This is a genomic window from Acidiphilium sp. PA (assembly GCF_026191915.1).
Taxonomy (GTDB): Bacteria; Pseudomonadota; Alphaproteobacteria; order Acetobacterales; family Acetobacteraceae; genus Acidiphilium.
Genome location: NZ_JAIMBY010000002.1, coordinates 212,171 through 229,340, shown reverse-complemented (window position 1 = coordinate 229,340; position 17,170 = coordinate 212,171). Strand labels below are relative to the sequence as shown.

General features: G+C 65.9%; 17 protein-coding genes. 10 read left to right on the top strand and 7 right to left on the bottom strand.

Going from position 1 to position 17,170, the window contains the following annotated elements:
- Positions 1–147 precede the first annotated feature (147 nt).
- From miaB to AruPA_RS04620, 5 genes are all read left to right on the top strand, one after another.
- A complete protein-coding gene (gene miaB / locus AruPA_RS04640) occupies positions 148–1,521 on the top strand; it encodes a tRNA (N6-isopentenyl adenosine(37)-C2)-methylthiotransferase MiaB (protein WP_265635478.1) in 1,374 nt (457 codons plus the stop codon).
- Positions 1,518–2,516: a PhoH family protein gene (locus AruPA_RS04635; protein ID WP_265635477.1), complete on the top strand. Its 999-nt coding sequence runs from the start codon at positions 1,518–1,520 to the stop codon at positions 2,514–2,516. Before miaB ends, AruPA_RS04635 begins: the two co-directional genes overlap by 4 nt.
- Complete coding sequence (gene ybeY / locus AruPA_RS04630) at positions 2,516–2,977, top strand: rRNA maturation RNase YbeY (protein WP_265635476.1); 462 nt, start codon at positions 2,516–2,518, stop codon at positions 2,975–2,977. Before AruPA_RS04635 ends, ybeY begins: the two co-directional genes overlap by 1 nt.
- Positions 2,974–3,834 carry a hemolysin family protein gene (locus AruPA_RS04625; protein WP_265635475.1) on the top strand — a complete coding sequence of 287 codons (861 nt, stop codon included), beginning with the start codon at positions 2,974–2,976 and terminating at the stop codon, positions 3,832–3,834. Before ybeY ends, AruPA_RS04625 begins: the two co-directional genes overlap by 4 nt.
- A gap of 286 nt (positions 3,835–4,120) precedes the next feature.
- A complete protein-coding gene (locus AruPA_RS04620) occupies positions 4,121–4,816 on the top strand; it encodes a thioredoxin domain-containing protein (RefSeq protein ID WP_265635474.1) in 696 nt (231 codons plus the stop codon).
- On the opposite strand, the gene AruPA_RS04615 is transcribed toward AruPA_RS04620, so the two are convergent.
- On the bottom strand, positions 4,817–5,089 hold the full coding sequence (locus AruPA_RS04615; RefSeq protein WP_265635472.1) for a hypothetical protein: 273 nt from the start codon (positions 5,087–5,089) through the stop codon (positions 4,817–4,819).
- Between the two features lie 318 nt (positions 5,090–5,407).
- Here AruPA_RS04615 and AruPA_RS04610 point away from each other — a divergent pair, with 318 nt between their 5' ends.
- Entirely contained in the window at positions 5,408–6,463 is a 1,056-nt protein-coding gene (locus tag AruPA_RS04610; RefSeq protein WP_265635470.1) for a ribonucleotide-diphosphate reductase subunit beta, read from the top strand.
- Between the two features lie 288 nt (positions 6,464–6,751).
- Positions 6,752–7,048 (top strand): hypothetical protein, encoded by a 297-nt coding sequence (locus AruPA_RS04605; protein WP_029312818.1) that lies wholly within the window; start codon positions 6,752–6,754, stop codon positions 7,046–7,048.
- Here the strand turns inward: AruPA_RS04605 and AruPA_RS04600 are convergent.
- The 6 genes from AruPA_RS04600 to AruPA_RS04575 are packed head-to-tail and all read right to left on the bottom strand — an operon-like array spanning position 7,045 to position 12,960.
- Positions 7,045–7,656 carry a ribonuclease HII gene (locus AruPA_RS04600; RefSeq protein WP_265635467.1) on the bottom strand — a complete coding sequence of 204 codons (612 nt, stop codon included), beginning with the start codon at positions 7,654–7,656 and terminating at the stop codon, positions 7,045–7,047. The two genes, AruPA_RS04605 and AruPA_RS04600, sit on opposite strands and share 4 nt — an antisense overlap.
- Positions 7,649–8,152, bottom strand: a complete 504-nt coding sequence (locus AruPA_RS04595; RefSeq protein WP_265635466.1) for an NADH-quinone oxidoreductase subunit B family protein — start codon at positions 8,150–8,152, stop codon at positions 7,649–7,651. The genes AruPA_RS04600 and AruPA_RS04595 overlap by 8 nt, the downstream gene beginning before the upstream one ends.
- Entirely contained in the window at positions 8,145–9,437 is a 1,293-nt protein-coding gene (locus tag AruPA_RS04590; protein WP_265635464.1) for a nickel-dependent hydrogenase large subunit, read from the bottom strand. The genes AruPA_RS04595 and AruPA_RS04590 overlap by 8 nt, the downstream gene beginning before the upstream one ends.
- Complete coding sequence (locus AruPA_RS04585; RefSeq protein WP_265635463.1) at positions 9,434–10,774, bottom strand: hypothetical protein; 1,341 nt, start codon at positions 10,772–10,774, stop codon at positions 9,434–9,436. Before AruPA_RS04585 ends, AruPA_RS04590 begins: the two co-directional genes overlap by 4 nt.
- Positions 10,771–12,063 carry a hypothetical protein gene (locus tag AruPA_RS04580; RefSeq protein ID WP_265635462.1) on the bottom strand — a complete coding sequence of 431 codons (1,293 nt, stop codon included), beginning with the start codon at positions 12,061–12,063 and terminating at the stop codon, positions 10,771–10,773. The genes AruPA_RS04585 and AruPA_RS04580 overlap by 4 nt, the downstream gene beginning before the upstream one ends.
- 36 nt (positions 12,064–12,099) lie before the next feature.
- Positions 12,100–12,960 carry a sulfite oxidase heme-binding subunit YedZ gene (locus AruPA_RS04575; protein WP_265635460.1) on the bottom strand — a complete coding sequence of 287 codons (861 nt, stop codon included), beginning with the start codon at positions 12,958–12,960 and terminating at the stop codon, positions 12,100–12,102.
- A 259-nt stretch (positions 12,961–13,219) separates the two neighbouring features.
- Here AruPA_RS04575 and ileS point away from each other — a divergent pair, with 259 nt between their 5' ends.
- Genes ileS through AruPA_RS04560 form a run of 3 tightly spaced genes read left to right on the top strand, consistent with a single transcriptional unit; the run spans position 13,220 to position 17,129 of the window.
- Entirely contained in the window at positions 13,220–16,048 is a 2,829-nt protein-coding gene (ileS, locus tag AruPA_RS04570; protein WP_265635458.1) for an isoleucine--tRNA ligase, read from the top strand.
- Positions 16,045–16,554 carry a signal peptidase II gene (gene lspA, locus AruPA_RS04565; RefSeq protein WP_265635456.1) on the top strand — a complete coding sequence of 170 codons (510 nt, stop codon included), beginning with the start codon at positions 16,045–16,047 and terminating at the stop codon, positions 16,552–16,554. The genes ileS and lspA overlap by 4 nt, the downstream gene beginning before the upstream one ends.
- Complete coding sequence (locus tag AruPA_RS04560; protein WP_265635454.1) at positions 16,551–17,129, top strand: DUF3035 domain-containing protein; 579 nt, start codon at positions 16,551–16,553, stop codon at positions 17,127–17,129. The genes lspA and AruPA_RS04560 overlap by 4 nt, the downstream gene beginning before the upstream one ends.
- Positions 17,130–17,170 lie beyond the last annotated feature (41 nt).

Genomic DNA, 17,170 nt, shown 5'->3' with positions numbered 1-17,170 from the left:
TCCTGTCGCAGGAAACCGCTTGACAGACTCTAGGCAATATCTGCGATATAAATGATATGAAAACGGGACTGGTATCATCTCCGCGCGCTTGACCGCACCGGTTACTCGGCACATCCACGGGCGGATGACACGCCCGGATGATCAGGAATGACCGAAACCACCCCGACCGCCGCGACCGACCAGAATTTGCGCACGCTCCATATCGTCACCTGGGGCTGCCAGATGAACGCCTACGATAGTCTTCGGATGGCCGATCTGTTGCGCCCGCTGGGATACCGCGAAGTCACGACCGACGATGCCGACCTGGTGATCTTCAACACCTGCCACATCCGCGAACGCGCCGCCGACAAGCTGTTCTCCGCTCTCGGCCGCCTCCGCGCGGTGAAAGACGCCCGCAACGGCCGGATGATGATCGCCGTCGCCGGCTGCGTTGCCCAGGCGGAAGGTGCTGAAATCCTTCGCCGCGCCCCCTATGTCGATCTCGTGGTCGGCTCGCAGGCCTACCACAAACTCCCCGAACTGATCGCCGCGGTCGAAGCGAAACACGCGGCGGTGATCGATACCGATTTCCCCGCCGCGCAGAAATTCGACTTCCTGCCGGAAGCCCAGTCGAGCCAGGGTGCGATCGCCAACCTCGCGATCCAGGAAGGTTGCGACAAATTCTGCACCTTCTGCGTCGTCCCCTACACCCGCGGTGCGGAAGCCAGCCGCCCCGCCGCTGCCATAGTCGCCGAAGCCCGGCGCCTGGTTGCGGGGGGCGCCCGCGAAATCGCCCTGCTCGGCCAGAACGTCAACGCCTGGCACGGCGAAGGCCTGGATGGCAAAATCTGGCCGCTCTCCCGCCTGCTCGCAACACTGGCCGACCTGCCCGACCTCGCCCGCCTGCGCTACACCACCTCCCACCCGCGCGACATGAGCGACGATCTGATCGAGGCCCATCGCACCAACCCCAAGCTCATGCCCTTCCTGCATCTGCCCGTGCAATCCGGCGCCGATGCCATTCTCGCCGCGATGAACCGCCGCCATACCGCCGACGATTTCCGCCGCATCGTCGACAAACTCCGCACCGCGCGCCCCGATATCGCCTTCTCGTCCGATTTCATCATCGGCTTCCCCGGCGAGACCGATGCCGATTTCGCGGCCACCATGGAACTCGTGCGCGAGATTGAGTTCGCACTCGCCTACAGCTTCACCTATTCCCGTCGGCCCGGCACCCCGGCGGCCGACGCGCCCAACCAGGTTCCCGCCCCGCTCGCCCACGCCCGCCTGATGGAATTGCAGGACGTGCTGCGCAACCAGCAGCACGCATTCAACCGGGCCCAGGTCGGCAAACAATTCGATGTCCTGTTCACCGGCCCCGGCCGTCACCCCGGCCAGATCGCCGGCCGCTCGCCCTATCTGCAACCCGTCGTGGTCGAACACGCCAATCTCGCCCAAGGCAGCATCCATCCCGTGACAATCACATCCGCCAACCCCAACTCCCTCATGGCTACACTTAATCAGGAGCAAATCGCAGCTTGAGCCAGATCCTTGCGCCCCAGGCTTCGCTATCCCGCACTTTAACCTTCAACAACAATGGGTTGTTGTCCGTTCTTGTAGGCGACCACGACCGCAACCTCGCCCGTATCGAGCAGCGACTCGGCGTCCGCGTCGCCTGCCGCGGCAACCGCGTTTCGATTTCGGGCGAAGCCAGCAAGGTTGAAGCCGCCGAAATCGCGCTCTCCTCGCTCTACCAGCGTCTCATCCGCGGCGAGGCGATCGACGCCGCCGAGGTCGATGCCGCCGCCCGCCTGGTCGACCCCGCCAGTGATCCCCGCTTGCCGCTGTCCGACCTGCCGGCCATCCGCACCCGCAAGGGTGCGGTCGGTCCGCGCAGCCCGGGCCAGACCGGCTATATCGAACTGCTCGCCAAGCATGAAATGGTCTTCGCCATCGGCCCGGCCGGCACCGGCAAGACCTATCTCGCCGTCGCACAGGCCGTCGCCATGCTGATCTCCGGGCGCGTCGACCGCATCGTGCTTTCCCGCCCCGCCGTCGAGGCCGGCGAACGCCTCGGCTTCCTGCCCGGCGACATGAAGGAAAAGGTCGACCCCTACCTCCGCCCGCTGTACGATGCGCTGCAAGACCTCCTGCCCGGCGACCTCATGACCCGCCGCATGGCCGCCGGCGAAATCGAAATCGCTCCCCTTGCCTTCATGCGCGGCCGGACCCTCGCCCACGCCTTCGTCATCCTCGATGAAGCCCAGAACACCACCCCCGTGCAGATGAAAATGTTCCTCACCCGCATGGGCGAAGGCACCCGCATGGTCATCACCGGCGACCTCTCGCAGATCGACCTGCCCACCGGCGCACGCTCCGGCCTCGCCGATGCGCTGGACACACTCGAAGGTGTCCCCGGCATCGGCATCGCCCGCTTCGGCGTGGGCGATGTCGTGCGTCACCCCCTGGTCGCCCGCATCGTCGAAGCCTACGGCCAGCGCATGACCGCCCAGCAGGAGCGCGAACGCGGTCGCTGATGGAGCCTTCCGAACCTTACAGTAAGCGCCCCCTCGCCGGTCCACCGGCGCGGGGGGAGATCATCATCGCCAACCCGGGCTGGCACCGCCACGTCAAAGCACCCGAGCGCCTGATCGCCCGCGCCCTCACCATCGCCGGCCGTCACCCGACGGTCGTCCTCGCGGACGATGCCACCGTCAAACGCCTCAACACGCGCGACCGGGGCCGCAACAAACCCACCAACGTCCTGACCTACGAAACACCGCCGGAAATCATTCTCGCCCTCGGCGTCGTCCTGCGCGAAGCGGCCGCCGCAAACCGCCGCCCCGCCCACCACCTCGCCCATCTGGTCATCCACGGCGCGCTGCACCTCGCCGGCGAAGACCACCATACCGCCGGCGAAGCCCGCCGCATGGAACGGCTGGAATCCCGCCTGCTCGCCAAACTCCGGGTTCCGAATCCGTGGAAGCACCAGTCATGAGTGGTAGCTGGTTCACCAAACTCCTCCACAAAATCCGCGACCAGCCCGATCTGCGCCAGCAGATCGGCGAACTCATGGAAGAAGCCAACGCCGAAATCGACGCCGAAGACGGCGGCGGCACCGGGCTCGACCGTCAGGAACGCGCCCTGATCGCCAATGTGCTGCGCCTGCGCGGCTTCTCCGCCGACGACGTCATGATCCCGCGCGCCGACATCATCGCCATGCGTGCCGACGTCACGCTCGATCAGGCGATCGACCAGATGCGCCGCGAAGGCCACTCCCGCATGCCCGTATTCGGCGAGCATCTCGATGACATCCTCGGCATGGTCCACGTCAAGGACGTACTTGGCTACACGGGTAAACCCGAAGCCTTCAACCTGCGCGCCATCCTGCGCAAGCCGCTGATGGTCGCCCCGCAAATCCCGGTGCTCGACCTCCTGCTGCAGATGCGCCAACGCCGCATCCACCTCGCCCTGGTGATCGACGAATACGGCGGCGTCGACGGCCTCGTCACCATTGAGGATCTGGTCGAAACCATCGTCGGCGACATCGATGACGAACACGACGAAATCGAAGGCCCGATGATCACCGAACGCGAAGACGGCAGCATCGACCTCAACGCCCGCCTCCCCATCGAAGATTTCATCGCTCGCTACGGCGACATCCTGACCGAGGAAGAACGCGAAACCGACCTCGACACCGTGGGCGGCCTGGTCTTCACCCTCGCCGGCCGCGTCCCTACCCGCGGCGAAATTCTCCGCCACCCCTCAGGCCTGGAATTTCTGGTTCTCGACGCTGACGCTCGCCGCATCCGCCGCCTCCGCGCCCGCCAGATCACACCGCCGCCCGCGGTGTGATCAAGACATGGGGAGAGGAAATCGACGACTGTGCCGCAAACAGGGAGGGGAAAGAGACGTCATAACATTCGCGATAATTTGAGCGTAGCCATCAAAGAAATTTGTGTGAACGATCGAACCAAAGAAGGTTCCAGAGGCATCTGACTGGCTTGTGATTGAGTCGCTAGCAACGTGAAATGTAAGGAGGTTCGGGATATGTATGGGCAGTCGAGTTGCCAGGCCGAGCTTTTGACGCGTGCGGCGTGATTCTGCTTGACCGTTTTGCCGAACCAGGTAACGGAGGAGTATGACAAGCCGGATTAAATCCGCACTGTTCGCCGTGGGCGCCGTCGCCGTTGCTGCCGTTCTGGTGGTCATGCTGCATCGACCAAAACCGAAACCGGCGAGCGATGCCAATCCGCCGGTCATCCACACCCCGTTCACCGCGGCCAGCCTGATCCGCACAGGCGATCCGGTGTTCGGCAACCCCAACGCCGCCGTCACGATCACGGATTTCTACGATATCCGCTGTCCGCCCTGCCGGCGGATGAACCTGCGGTTCAACCGGCTGATGCAGTCGGATCATGATTTCCGCTATGTGCCGGTCGACTACCCGATTCTCGGCAAACCCAGCGTGCTCGGCACCAGGGCGCTGTTCGCAGCGGCGCTGCAACACAAATATCGGGCGCTGCGTCATATTCTGATGCGTCAGAAGCGCAAGCCCACCATGGCGATCCTCAAGGCGGATGCCAGAACCGCCGGGATCGACTGGCCGAGCCTGCAGGCAGCGATGAACGGTCCGGCCGTGGCCGCCCGCCTCGCGGCCAATCTGGCGCGCGGCCATGGGCTTGGCTTGAAATATGTGCCGAGCTGGTACATCGGCCACCAGCGCATCATCGGCTCAATCAGTTATGCCGATCTGGTCAAAACCGTCGATCGGGCAGAGCAGCAGCAGCGTCAGGCCGGGAACGACCAAGGAGCCACCGCGAGCCATAAATCCTGATCAGCGATTGGCCGGTGGCTCATCGGCGCGGCCCGAGGTTAGATGGCGGTCCACCGACAGGCGGAAATCTTCCAGCGCGACCACGGCTGAAGGATCGAGCGCCTCGACCCCGGCCATCAGCGTATCGCTCAACTCGCGCAGGGCCGAGAGCAGCGCCGCGCCCACCAGATTGCCGGACAGCACATCGGCGAAACGCGCCGCGTGTTCGGGGTGGTTCTTGTCCCGCAACGTCCGGATCAGGGTTTCGGCGTGTTTCTGCGGTTCATCGGTCATCGTGCATCCGTCCATCTTGTTTCACCCGCGAGTCTCGACGGGCTTGGCGGGGCTGTCAATCGGATCGCGGCTCGAGGCGGCATACGCGTCAACATATAGTGGCCTCGCCCCGCGTTGCGCGCAGATGTAGTGGCGAAATCGGATTCGGGCCGAAAAATGCGATTGCCCAACCGCCCGTACCGGTTCATAAGACAGGCATAGAGTCGATCATCAAAACCAGCGCGGTCCGGGACCGTCCATCCGCTCAGCCGTGCGCCGCACGATGAAGCGGAGGTACTTGCTCCGCCTTGACCTCGCTTTGCCTCAAAGGATCACCGCATGTCCGCCATCATCACGCCGCCGCCGACCCCGATTGTCCTGCCGACCAAGTTCGACCTGCTGACCGAGAACCCGGTCTACAAGCCGTTCCGCTATCCATGGGCCTACGAGGCGTGGCTGACCCAGCAGCGCGTGCATTGGCTGCCGGAGGAGGTGCCTCTGGCCGATGACGTCAAGGATTGGCACAAGAACCTGACGGCCGCCGAACGCAACCTGCTCACCCAGATTTTCCGCTTCTTCACCCAGGCGGATGTCGAGGTGAATAATTGCTACATGAAGCACTACAGCCAGGTCTTCAAACCGACCGAAGTGCTGATGATGCTCTCGGCCTTCTCTAACATAGAGACGGTGCATATCGCCGCCTACTCGCATCTGCTCGATACCGTGGGCATGCCAGAGCTCGAATATTCCGCCTTCATGAAATACAAGGAAATGAAGGACAAATATGACTACATGCACGGCTTCCGGGTGGATAACAAACATGAAATCGCCAAGACCCTCGCGGCGTTCGGCGCCTTTACCGAAGGCTTGCAGTTGTTCGCCTCATTCGCGATCCTGCTGAATTTCCCGCGATTCAACAAAATGAAGGGCATGGGCCAGATCATTTCCTGGTCGGTGCGCGACGAAAGCCTGCATTGCCTGTCGATCATCCGGCTGTTCCGCACCTTCATCTCGGAAAACCCCGAAATCTGGACCGAGGAGCTACGCCGCGAGCTCTATCTGACCTGCGCCACCATTGTCGATCACGAGGATGCGTTCATCGATCTCGCGTTCGAATTCGGCGCGATCGAGGGTATCAATGCGGCCGAGGTGAAGCGCTATATCCGTTTCATCGCCGATCGTCGCTTGCAGCAGCTTGGCCTCGACCCGTTGTTCCATGTCGAGAAAAACCCGCTTCCCTGGCTCGATGAAATGCTGAACGCGGTGGAGCATGCCAATTTCTTCGAGAACCGTGCGACCGAATACAGCAAGGCGTCTACCACGGGTTCATGGGAGGAAGCCTTTTCGGATTTCGTGTTCACCTCGCCTGAACCACCGCTGATCGTTGCGGTCTGATTGATCATTACCAAAGCCGAATCCGGTCCCGTTGCAAATGGTCGCGTGCGCGGTTCGACCCCGCGCACGGGATTATTCGCACAGCGCGAATGAGGACTTGTCAAAAATGAGAGAGTGTGGCTCTATATCGCCAACCAACAATTTCAAAAATAAGAAACCGGCGAGAACTGCGTTTTGCGTACAACACTAATCGTTTGTATGACGTTTTTTGTTGGCAATAGACGTGTTTGAGCATAGCCAAATGTTAGAAAACCGGTAAGATGACTTCCAGTTCATCTTTTGATCGGAATGCCCGCAGTGACAGATGAGGATACCATCGACCAGTTTGCCGACGATGTCGTGAAGGCTGATAAAACCCAGTCACGGTATAGCCGGCGCCTGTCCGATAAAATATTGATCGCGTTTCATCATGCATGCGATCAGGACGATTACGAAATCGCCGAGCAGTTGCTGGTCATTCTCGAGCACATGCTGACGCGCCGCAGCCCTAACAGCGATGCGAACCGGCGTAAGAGCATCGAGAGCCTGGTGGCCGCGCATGAACGGCTTTGGCACCTGCGGCATCCCGAGCAGAAATACGCCTAAACCGGCCTTGCGATATCACGCAGCAGCGGGCCGAACCCGCAACGGTGATGTGCCGTGATACCGCGTGACACGATGGCGGCACGATGGACCTGCGTGCCATAGCCGGCGTTTTGCGCCCAGCCATAACCCGGATAGCGCCGATCGAGCCGCACCATCAGCTGATCGCGCGCGAGTTTTGCCGCGATCGAAGCCGCGGCGATCGAGAGTGAAATACCATCACCACCGACCAGCGCCGAACAATTCATCGGCAGTGACGGTACCATGTTGCCATCGACCAGCACGTGGTCGGGCCGCACCGTCAGGCGGGCAACCGCCCGGCGCATCGCGAGTAGGCTCGCCTGCAGAATATTCAGCCGCGCAATCTCGGCAACGGAGGCGGCGCCCAGCGCGATCACGGCGCCGCAGTCGATCAGCGCGGCCAGCGCCACGGCCCGCCGCGCGGCCGATAATCGTTTGGAATCATCGATCAGCCGCATGATCGTCGCGTCGATATCGAGCGGCAGGATTGCCGCGGCCGCCAGCACCGGGCCGGCCAGCGGTCCGCGGCCGACCTCGTCCACCCCTGCCACGATCCCGCCGCAGCGCCGCTCATAGCTGAAATCAGGCATGCGGCTCGATCCGCGATGAGCGGCGCGAACCGGCAACCGGCGCGGCATTGGCCTCGAGCAAAGCCACGAGACCGGCGATGATGCGGCCCGGCGAAGGCGGGCAACCGGCGATCAGCAAATCGACCGGCACGATCCGTTCCGCACCGCCCAGCACGGTCGGCGCGCCCTTGAAGACGCCGCCATCGACCGCGCAATCCCCCACCGCGACCACGAAGCGCGGCGGCGCCATCGCAGCCAGTGTGCGGGTCACCGCATCGGACATCGTGGTGGTGACGACGCCAGTGATCAGCAGCACATCCGCCGCGCGTGGATCATCGACCAGCGTGATGCCGTAGCGGATCAGCCCGGCCCGCAGCGCCGCGGCACCCGCCAGCGAAATTTCGCACCCGCCGCAACTGCCGGCATCGACATGGCGCACCGCAAGGCTGCGGCCCAGCCTTGTGATGCCGGCATCCGCGAGGCGTGCCGCCAGTGAACTCACTGCCGCTTCATCCATCGATCGCCCCCACTGACAAGCCATAACACGCGATCAGCACGGCCGCCGCCCTGGGATCGAGCCCGACCACGGCGCCTTCGAGCACCGGCAGCAGCCGTGCCGAAGGGTCGATCGCGATACAATCGCGGATCTGCCCGTCGAGCAGGTCGATCCAGTGATACACCATGCCGCGCGCGCTTTCGGCCTCACCCAGCGCCGTGCCGGTGCCGGCGGGCAGCGCCGCGGCGATGATGCCCTCAGGCACCGCCGCGAGGTCGGCACGCACCGATGCAGCGAGCGCACGGATCGCGCGTGCCCGCGCCTGCGCGATCGCGGCGGCCGGCCCCAGGTCGCGCCGCACCCGCCCCCAGGCGAACGCCCGCACCACCAACACGGCACGGTCCACCGCAGCGAGCAGGGCGGCAACACCATCGCCACGCAGATCGAGCGCGAGACCGCCGGGCACGACGATATCCATCATCAGCCGATGGCCGAACGCGTCGCCCAGCGCCACGGCGCACTGTTCCCGTGCCTGACCGAGCAACGTCGCGAACCGCGCATCGCCGGCCGCCGCCACCGCCGCCGCCAGCGCGGCCAGATCGGCGGTCATCCGCTCGATCGCGATCATGATGGTCCGCAGCGCCACCGCCCGCGGCGGGGCCGCGGCATCGCTCGCCGCCTCCGCCGCGCGGGCGAACGCCACCGCGTGCGCCACCGTCGCATCGCCGGCGATGCGGGCGGCGAAGCGTGCGGCCACTCGGGGCGACTTGCCACGCATCAGCCCCCCGATGCCGCGATGGGCGTAGCCGAGGCGGTGCTCCAGGCGGAGGATCCGCGTGCCGTCCATGCTAAAACGCCCCAAACTGAAACGTCGGTGCACCGGGCTTGCGATCCGCCCGGCAACCGGGCCCGCGCCGATCTGATACCCGCCCTCACCCGCGGTTTCGATGAAGCGCGGCCAGGCGGAATCGGTGCCGGCGGCGCCTTGCGCGATCGCCGGGCGGTGATCGGTGGCACCTTCAGCCACGGCACCGGTCTGATCGAACGCGAGCCGTTCGAACCACGCGGCCTGCGGAAATCCCGCAGCGATCGAAGGATAGGCGTTGGCGATCAGGTCGGTCGCCAGCAGCAGCGGTGCCGATCCATTGGTGAACAGCGCATGCACGCGCCCGCCCGAAACGAACAGACCGCGAAACCCCAACCCGGGATCGCCGGCCGCGAGGCTGCGCCAAGTGGCGGCATCCAGCATCACGATCGCACCCGGCGGCGCGGCAGACGCGATCGCGGCATCAAGTGCGGCGTTCATGCGGGCAGCGCGATCAGCCAGGGCAGCAGCCCCAGCGCGGCGGCGGCGAGCAACAGCAGGGCAGCGGGCAGCGCGCGGCGCGCCGGCGGCATGACGAACCGCGCCGGCGGCTGGCGGGCCAGTGCGATCGCCGCGGTCAGCACGACCGCCGCCAGCACCGCCCCGCCCAGCCAGACATCGAGGCGGAAAGCGCCGCGCAGCACGGCGGCATCGCCGGTGAAGGCGCCGAACGGCGGCAAGGGGAGCAGCGCGATCAGGCCGGTGGATGCGAACGTGCCGCCGGCGAGGCGCGCGAGCGCGATGGTCGCCAGGATCAGCAGCGCGCCGTCGGTTGCGCCCAGACCAAAGCCGATCGATGCGACGCCGAGTTGCACGCACCCTGCCGTCTCCTGTACCGCGCCGCGCCGGAGCAGCCCGATCAGACCAGCCAGAACCAGCACGCCACCGCCCCAGATCAACAGCGTGGCCACCGCAACCGTCTGCGCGAGCATCACCGCGAGGCAGCCGATCGCCGCCGCGACGCCGAGCCGGATCGCGAAGCGGCGCGGTGCGAGCCAGATCAGCACGAGGCCCAGCACACCGGCCTTGACGATCCAGGCGGCCAGCCCGACCGGCCAGGTGGCGGCGAGACCGGAATCCGCCATCGGCAAGGGCGCGATCACCGCGAGCACGATCGACAGCAACACGATGCGGCGCAGCATCGCCTCGATCCGAAACAGCGCGCGCTCCGGCCCCGCGTAATCGGCCGGGTCGCCGCATTCGAGGCACCCCGATGTCAGGGCGAGCGCGATGCCGGCCAGCAGAACCAGCGCCGCATTGGCGGGTGTCGCCGCGAGCAGGCCGCCAATCGCATCGAGTCGGTCGCTGCCCGCCCGCACCGCCAACGCGCCGAGCACGAGCAGCCAGACCAGCAGGCCGATCGCCACGCGCAGCGCCGCCTCCGCCGCCACCGCGCCACGCCCGCCCTCCCCCGATTCGAGCCACGCGGCCAGGCGCGCGCCGAGTGCCAGGGCAAGCAGTCCGGCCAGCAGCGGCACGGTCGCGAGCGGGGCCGTGATCAGACCGAAGGAAAAACCGGGCACCACCAGCAAGGCGGCACCGCTCGCGCTCACCGCGATGACCGGCCAGGCGGCATAGAGCGGCGAGGCGAATCCCGGCCGCAGCCGGCGTTTACGGCTGAGTTTGACCAGATCATCCCAGGCCTGCCGCCACGGGGGCGGCGCCACGCCATCGTGCACCGCCCGCAGGACCGGGGTGAGCAGACCGAGTCCCGCGGCCATGCCGAGCAGCGTGGCAACATCGATCAAGGTGGCGACCAGGCGGCTCAGCAGCATCATGGCCGGAACGGCGCGGCGAGCCAGTGCAGGGCACGGCAGATCCAGTGCCAGGCGGGTTGCGCGCGGGGCGGTAGGCGGAGCCCGCCGGCAAACCCGGTCGCGGTGATCTGGGTCGCCGGATCGCCGAACGGCAGCCACGCCGGCGGGCGGGCGAAACCATCGTCATACGCTGGTACGTCGACCGGACCGGCCCGCAGCAGAAACCGCCGTGCGGCGAGCGCCAGGGCGGCGATGGCGAGGGCAACCCCCAGCCGCGCCGGATCGGCCAGCGCCACGATCACGCCACCGAGCAGCATTGCCGTGAGCGCGACCAGCACCGGCCGCGCCGCATCCTCGGCCGCCGCGGCGCGCAGGCTGCGTGGCCGGCCGAGGGCGATGGCGGCGAACGCACGCAGCACGGCAAATCCCATCAAGGCGAACCACAGCGCCAGCGTAATGATGGCGGTCCAGGCACCGGCACCGATCGCGGCGCGCCACGCCGCGCTGAAGGCGACGAAGCCCGGTCCGGGCGGCAACATGGCGGCGAAGGCGAGGCCGCCACCCGTCAGCAAGGCAAAGCGCGGCATTCCGCGCGCAATGCCGCCCAGCCAGTCGAGCGCGCTGGTGCCGGTCGCCTCGGTGAGCGTCGCGGCGGCGATGCCGAGCACAGGGGTGATCAGCGCGTTCGCGATCATCGCCGCCACCGCCGCCGGTGCGGCGCCAAGGCCGAGTGCCAGGAGCGCCAATCCGGTGAGCCCCAGCGCCGTGGCGCGGGCGAAGCCGGCCAGCGTGTTCGCGCGCGCCGCCCATGCGCCACCACCGAGCAGAGCGGCGCCGCCAGCCAACGCGAATACGGGGTCGAGCGCGGGGGCATCCAGCGCCACCGTGAGCAGGACCGATGGGACCGCGGCGAGTGCGAACGCGCCGCCCTGGCGGCCCCATGATGCGAGCAACAGCGCGATCAGTCCCCAGAACAGCGAACCGGCCGGATCGAGCGCCAATACCGCGAGCACACTGGCTGCTATGAGCGCGTACAAACCCGGCGTGGGCCGTCCGGCCGCCGTGATGGTGGCGGCGGCGGCGAGCAGCAGGGGTGCTAGCAGGCCGGCCCGCAGCGGATCGACCGTGAAACCCGCCACATCGAACCCGGGGTCACCCAGCCAGGGCAGCACCGCCTGCATCGGCGGAACGCCGAACAGCGCGACCGCCGCCATGCCGAGCGCACCGGCGAATGCGAGACCGGCCACGCCGCCAGCCACGGCTGCCGGCATCGCGGCCATGACGCGTGACTGCTCAGGGGATCGGGCCATGCCCCGGCATAGCAGGCCGGCCCGATTCGCCCATCATCAGGGTGATGCCGAGGCGCGTTTCTGCACCCGCCGCGCGATCACCAAACCCATCAGAATCGCGAGATCGATCGCCACGAATGCCGCCGCGCTGATCCGCGCCGTGCTGAAATTGGCGTCGAGCACGAGCCATGGGTTGATCCCCGAATTGAGCTTGTACCATAGCGCCTCGCCCAGCGCGGTGATCAGCACGCTCGCCACCGCCAGGATCGCGATGCCCGGCACCGAGCGGCGAAACCCCGGCGCGCTGGCGCGCCACAGCATCAGCCACACGAACAGCCCGGCCGGCACCATCGCCACCCCGACCTCGACCTTCTGGGTCAGGAAAAAATGCCAGAGCGACAGGATCGCGACCGGATAGATCAGCCGGTGCAGCGCTTTCCATTTCTTCCCCATCCGCGCCATCGCCGCATCGGTCGAGGTGATCGACAGGGCGATGAACCCGACCGTCGCGATCGTGCCGAGAATGAGGTAGAATACCGTCAGCATCTGGCTGACCACGAAGCCGAGCGCGAACCCCTCGTCCCACGCGTAGAGCCCGATGTGGGCGATCGTGTAGAACGCCGCCGCGAGCCCGAGCATGCGCCGCAGCATCACTACGCGCGGCCAGTCGAACAGCGCGCGCGCCGGGGTGACCGCGAGGCACAGGATCAAGAAACGGATCGCCCAGAACCCGGTTTCCAGCATGGCGTGATGCACCGGCCGGCTGCCTAGATTATCAGTGCGCCACTGCCAGAGAATGAACGGCGTCGGCGCGATGCAGAGCAGCAGCGTGATCAGCTTCAGCCAGGAAAACCGCCCGGCCGGCGTGCGCCAGGGGATTGCGAAGACAGAGGGGCGGCGCTTGGTCGTGGTGCTCATGTGGGTCTCATGTGTTTACGCATCTACGCTGGCAGATGGGGCGGCAGGCAAAAGTAAGGCTGCTTTTTTGAAAAAAAGAAGCAAAAAACTTTTTGTCCTGTGGGCGCCGCGGCTCTGTGGCTTGACCGGGGTGGCTTGGGGCTTGCATATATTGACCATGAATGGGTGCAGCATCCGGCGCATGAGCGGACGAATTATCGGGCCGGCCCTGAGCTAAGGGCCGGGTTACACACCTGTTTCCTCTCCTCCGGAGCTTGCCATGAACGATAGCGTCCCCGCCGAGCGCGATTACCGCGCCACCGTGTTTCTGCCCCGCACCGCATTCCCGATGCGCGGCGACCTGCCCAAACGCGAACCCGAAGCCCTCGCCCGCTGGGAGGCGATGGATCTGTTCGCCCGCCTGCGGGCCGATGCCGCCGGCCGCACCCCCTTCATTCTGCACGATGGCCCGCCCTACGCCAACGGCAATCTGCACATCGGCCACGCGCTGAACAAAATCCACAAGGATGTGATCAACCGCGCCCGCCAGATGGCCGGGTTCGATGCCGATTACGTGCCGGGGTGGGATTGCCACGGCCTGCCGATCGAATGGATGGTCGAACAACAATACCGCAAAGCCGGCAAAAACAAGGACGAAGTGCCGGTACTCGACTTCCGCGCCGAATGCCGCGCCTACGCCGCCAAATGGCTCGACATCCAGGCCGCCGAGTTCAGACGCCTCGGCATCGAAGGCAATTGGGCGCAACGCTACGCGACGATGGATTTTCCATCCGAAGCCGCGATCGCCGCCGAGATCCATAAATTCGCGGCGAACGGCGCGCTCTATCGCGGCCTGCGGCCGGTGATGTGGAGCCCGGTCGAAAAGACCGCGCTGGCGGAGGCGGAGGTCGAGTATCAGGATCGGACGGATACGGCGATCTGGGTGCGGTTTCCGATCATCGCCGGTGAATTCGCCGGCAGCGCCATCGTGATCTGGACCACCACACCATGGACCATTCCGGGTAACCGCGCGATCGCCGCCGGTGCAGATTTCGAGTATGCGCTGATCGATGTCGATGCGGTGAGCGAAACCAGCCACGCGCGCATTGGCGACACATTGTTCGTCGCGCTCGATCTGCTCGATAAATTCACAGCCGAAACCGGCATTGTCGGTCATACGCAGCGCCGCGTCGTGACCGGCGCCGCTCTGGTGGACGTGGTCTGCGCCCATCCGTTGCGTGGACAAGGCTATGAGTTCGACGTGCCGATGCTGTTGGGTGATTTCGTCACCACCGAAGCCGGTACCGGCTTCGTCCACATGGCGCCCGCGCATGGGGAGGACGATTTCTTTCTCTGCCGCGAACACGGCATCGAGGTGCCGGAGACCGTCAATGACGACGGCACCTATGCCGCCGATGTGCCGCTGTTTGCCGGCCAGCATGTCTACAAAGTGGCCGACAATGTCTGCCGCGCCCTGGAAGAGGCCGGCGCGCTGCTCAAACGCGCGGAATTCCTCCACTCCTACCCGCATTCCTGGCGCTCGAAAGCACCGCTGATCTACCTCGCACGGCCCAACTGGTTCATCCGGATGGATGGCACAGAGCAGATCCGCGACAAAGCGCTGGCCGCACTCGATGCCACGCGGTTCGTGCCGGATGCCGGGCGCAACCGCATCCGCTCGATGGTGGAATCCCGGCCGGACTGGTGCATCTCGCGCCAACGCGCCTGGGGCGTGCCGATCGCGCTGTTCATGCGCAAATCGGACAAGACGGTCCTGAACGATCCTGCGGTGTTCGCCCGCACCCGCGCCCTGTTCGAGGCCGAGGGGGCGGACGCCTGGTACGCCCGGCCCGCCGCCGATTTCCTTGGCAACGCCTATAACCCCGATGATTACGAACAGGTGTTCGACATCGTCGATGTCTGGTTCGAGAGTGGCTCGACCCATGCCTTCGTGCTCGAAGCGCGCGGCATGCCCTGGCCGGCCGATTTATACCTCGAAGGGTCGGATCAGCATCGCGGCTGGTTTCAGGCCTCGCTGCTCGAAGCGGTCGGCACGCGCGGCGTGGCGCCGTTCAAGGCGATCGTCACGGATGGTTTCGTGCTCGACGAGCAGGGCCGGAAAATGTCGAAATCGCTCGGCAACGTGACCGCGCCGCAGGAGGTGATCGACCTGTACGGTGCGGACATTCTGCGCCTGTGGGTGATGAATTCGGACGTGCACAACGATCTGCGGATCGGCAAGGAAATCCTCAAGCAGCAGGCCGATCTGTATCGCCGCATCCGCAACACGCTGCGCTGGATCCTGGGCGGGCTGGAGGGTTTTTCCGACGCGGAAATACTCGATCGCGCGGCGATGCCCGAGCTCGAGAAATACATGCTCCACAAGCTGGCCGAGCTCGATGCGATGCTGCGCCGCGCGGTCGAGACGCATGACTGGACCGGCGTGTATCCGGCGATCCATCAGTTCTGCAACAACGATCTGTCGGCGTTTTATTTCGACATCCGCAAGGACGCGCTCTATTGCGACGTGAAGCTCGATGCCGACGGTCGGCAGCTTGCCCAGAGCGAAACGAGGCGCGCCTGCCGGACCGTGCTGGATATTCTGCACCGCTGCCTGACCACCTGGCTCGCGCCGGTGCTGCCGTTCACCGCCGATGAGGCATGGCGGGCACGATTCGGTGAGGATGAGTGCGTGCATCTGGCGCAGTTTCCGCCGGTGCCGGCGGCGTGGCGCGACGACGCGCTCGAAGTCGGCTGGGCGGAAATCCGCGCGGTGCGCAAGCTCGCGAACACACAGTTGGAAGAGGCGCGGCGTAGCGGCGACATCGCGTCCTCGTTGCAGGCCTGCATCAGCCTCACCCTCGCGGTCGATGCGCCGCCTGCGTTGCATAGCGCCGATTGGGCGGAGTTGCTGATCACCTCGGCGGCTGAAACCATGATCGCAACCGATGAAGCTGGCGCGGGTGCGGCTGCACCATTGCGCGCGCCGCCGAAGGTGACGATCGCGCCGGGCACCAAATGCGCGCGCTGCTGGCAGGTCTTGCCGGAAGTGGGCGAGGATCAGGCTCACCCGAGCCTGTGCCGCCGCTGCTGCGAGTATGCCGGATGAACCGTCGCCTTGCCGGTGTGCTGATGGCGCTGGTCGTCCTGCTGGCCGACCAGGCGTCGAAATACTGGGTGCTGTACGGGCTCGACCTGCCGCAGCGCGGCATCGTGCGGATCCTGCCGGTGCTGAATTTCGCGATGGTATGGAACCACGGCGTCACATTCGGCATTCTGGCGGGCGATAACGCCACGCTGCTGCTCATCATGGTGGCCGCGGTCGCGGTCATCGCGCTGGCGGTCTGGCTGTGGCGGGCGGACCATCTGACGACGACGCTGGCGGTGGGTGCGATCATCGGCGGCGCGATCGGCAATATTATTTCGCGGGTGCAGTACGGCGCGGTGGTCGATTTCATCGATGCGCATATCGGCGCGTATCACTGGTATGTATTCAACGTGGCGGATGCCGCGATCGTCTGCGGTGTCGGGACGTTGATTCTCGACTCGATGCGCCGCCGTGACCCCGCCGCTCCCTTGCCCGCACGGGCGCGCGGCGATAAGGAGGCGTCATGATCCGCACACGCAAATCGGCCGCGCCGTTGACCCTTGCCGCCATCTCCGCCATCGCGACACTGGCGCTCGCCGGGTGCAGCGATGCCTCGAAAACCTTCGGGCTCGAGGTCACCCCGCCCGATGCCTACGATGTCGCGACCGAGGCACCGCTGTCGATGCCGCCGGATCTCGCGCTGCCCACGCCGCAGCCTGGCGCACCCCGGCCGCAGCAGGTCTCCGCCTCGCAGCAGGCCGAGGACGTGCTCTCGCCCCAGACCGCGCTCGCCAACGGCGATACCAGCATGGGCCCCGGCCAGCAGGCCCTGTTGCAGGAGGCCGGTCCGCCGCCGCCGGCCGGGATACGCACGATCGTCAATCACCAGGCCGAGCTTGAAAGCCGCAGCCCGGGTTTCGTGTCCTCGCTGATGTCACTCGGCGGCGGCACGCAGGGCAACCAGGTGGTCAACGCCTCCGCCGAGCAGCGTCGCCTGCAGGAAAATGCGGCGCTCGGCGCACCGGTGACGTCGGGCGCCACGCCGCAGCAGAGTGCCACACCATCCAAAGGTCTCATCGGGCGGATTCTCAACATTTTCTGACCCACCCGCATGTGAGCCTTGCCGGCGTGCCGGTTGCGCGC

Bases quoted from the DNA above. Each gene is read 5' to 3' on its own strand.
- miaB (WP_265635478.1), top strand. From the start codon at position 148: ATGACCGAAACCACCCCGACCGCCGCGACCGACCAGAATTTGCGCACG.
- ybeY (WP_265635476.1), top strand. From the start codon at position 2,516: ATGGAGCCTTCCGAACCTTACAGTAAGCGCCCCCTCGCCGGTCCACCG.
- AruPA_RS04625 (WP_265635475.1), top strand. From the start codon at position 2,974: ATGAGTGGTAGCTGGTTCACCAAACTCCTCCACAAAATCCGCGACCAG.
- AruPA_RS04620 (WP_265635474.1), top strand. From the start codon at position 4,121: ATGACAAGCCGGATTAAATCCGCACTGTTCGCCGTGGGCGCCGTCGCC.
- AruPA_RS04615 (WP_265635472.1), bottom strand. From the start codon at position 5,089: ATGACCGATGAACCGCAGAAACACGCCGAAACCCTGATCCGGACGTTG.
- AruPA_RS04610 (WP_265635470.1), top strand. From the start codon at position 5,408: ATGTCCGCCATCATCACGCCGCCGCCGACCCCGATTGTCCTGCCGACC.
- AruPA_RS04605 (WP_029312818.1), top strand. From the start codon at position 6,752: ATGCCCGCAGTGACAGATGAGGATACCATCGACCAGTTTGCCGACGAT.
- AruPA_RS04600 (WP_265635467.1), bottom strand. From the start codon at position 7,656: ATGCCTGATTTCAGCTATGAGCGGCGCTGCGGCGGGATCGTGGCAGGG.
- AruPA_RS04595 (WP_265635466.1), bottom strand. From the start codon at position 8,152: ATGGATGAAGCGGCAGTGAGTTCACTGGCGGCACGCCTCGCGGATGCC.
- AruPA_RS04590 (WP_265635464.1), bottom strand. From the start codon at position 9,437: ATGAACGCCGCACTTGATGCCGCGATCGCGTCTGCCGCGCCGCCGGGT.
- AruPA_RS04585 (WP_265635463.1), bottom strand. From the start codon at position 10,774: ATGATGCTGCTGAGCCGCCTGGTCGCCACCTTGATCGATGTTGCCACG.
- AruPA_RS04580 (WP_265635462.1), bottom strand. From the start codon at position 12,063: ATGGCCCGATCCCCTGAGCAGTCACGCGTCATGGCCGCGATGCCGGCA.
- AruPA_RS04575 (WP_265635460.1), bottom strand. From the start codon at position 12,960: ATGAGCACCACGACCAAGCGCCGCCCCTCTGTCTTCGCAATCCCCTGG.
- ileS (WP_265635458.1), top strand. From the start codon at position 13,220: ATGAACGATAGCGTCCCCGCCGAGCGCGATTACCGCGCCACCGTGTTT.
- lspA (WP_265635456.1), top strand. From the start codon at position 16,045: ATGAACCGTCGCCTTGCCGGTGTGCTGATGGCGCTGGTCGTCCTGCTG.
- AruPA_RS04560 (WP_265635454.1), top strand. From the start codon at position 16,551: ATGATCCGCACACGCAAATCGGCCGCGCCGTTGACCCTTGCCGCCATC.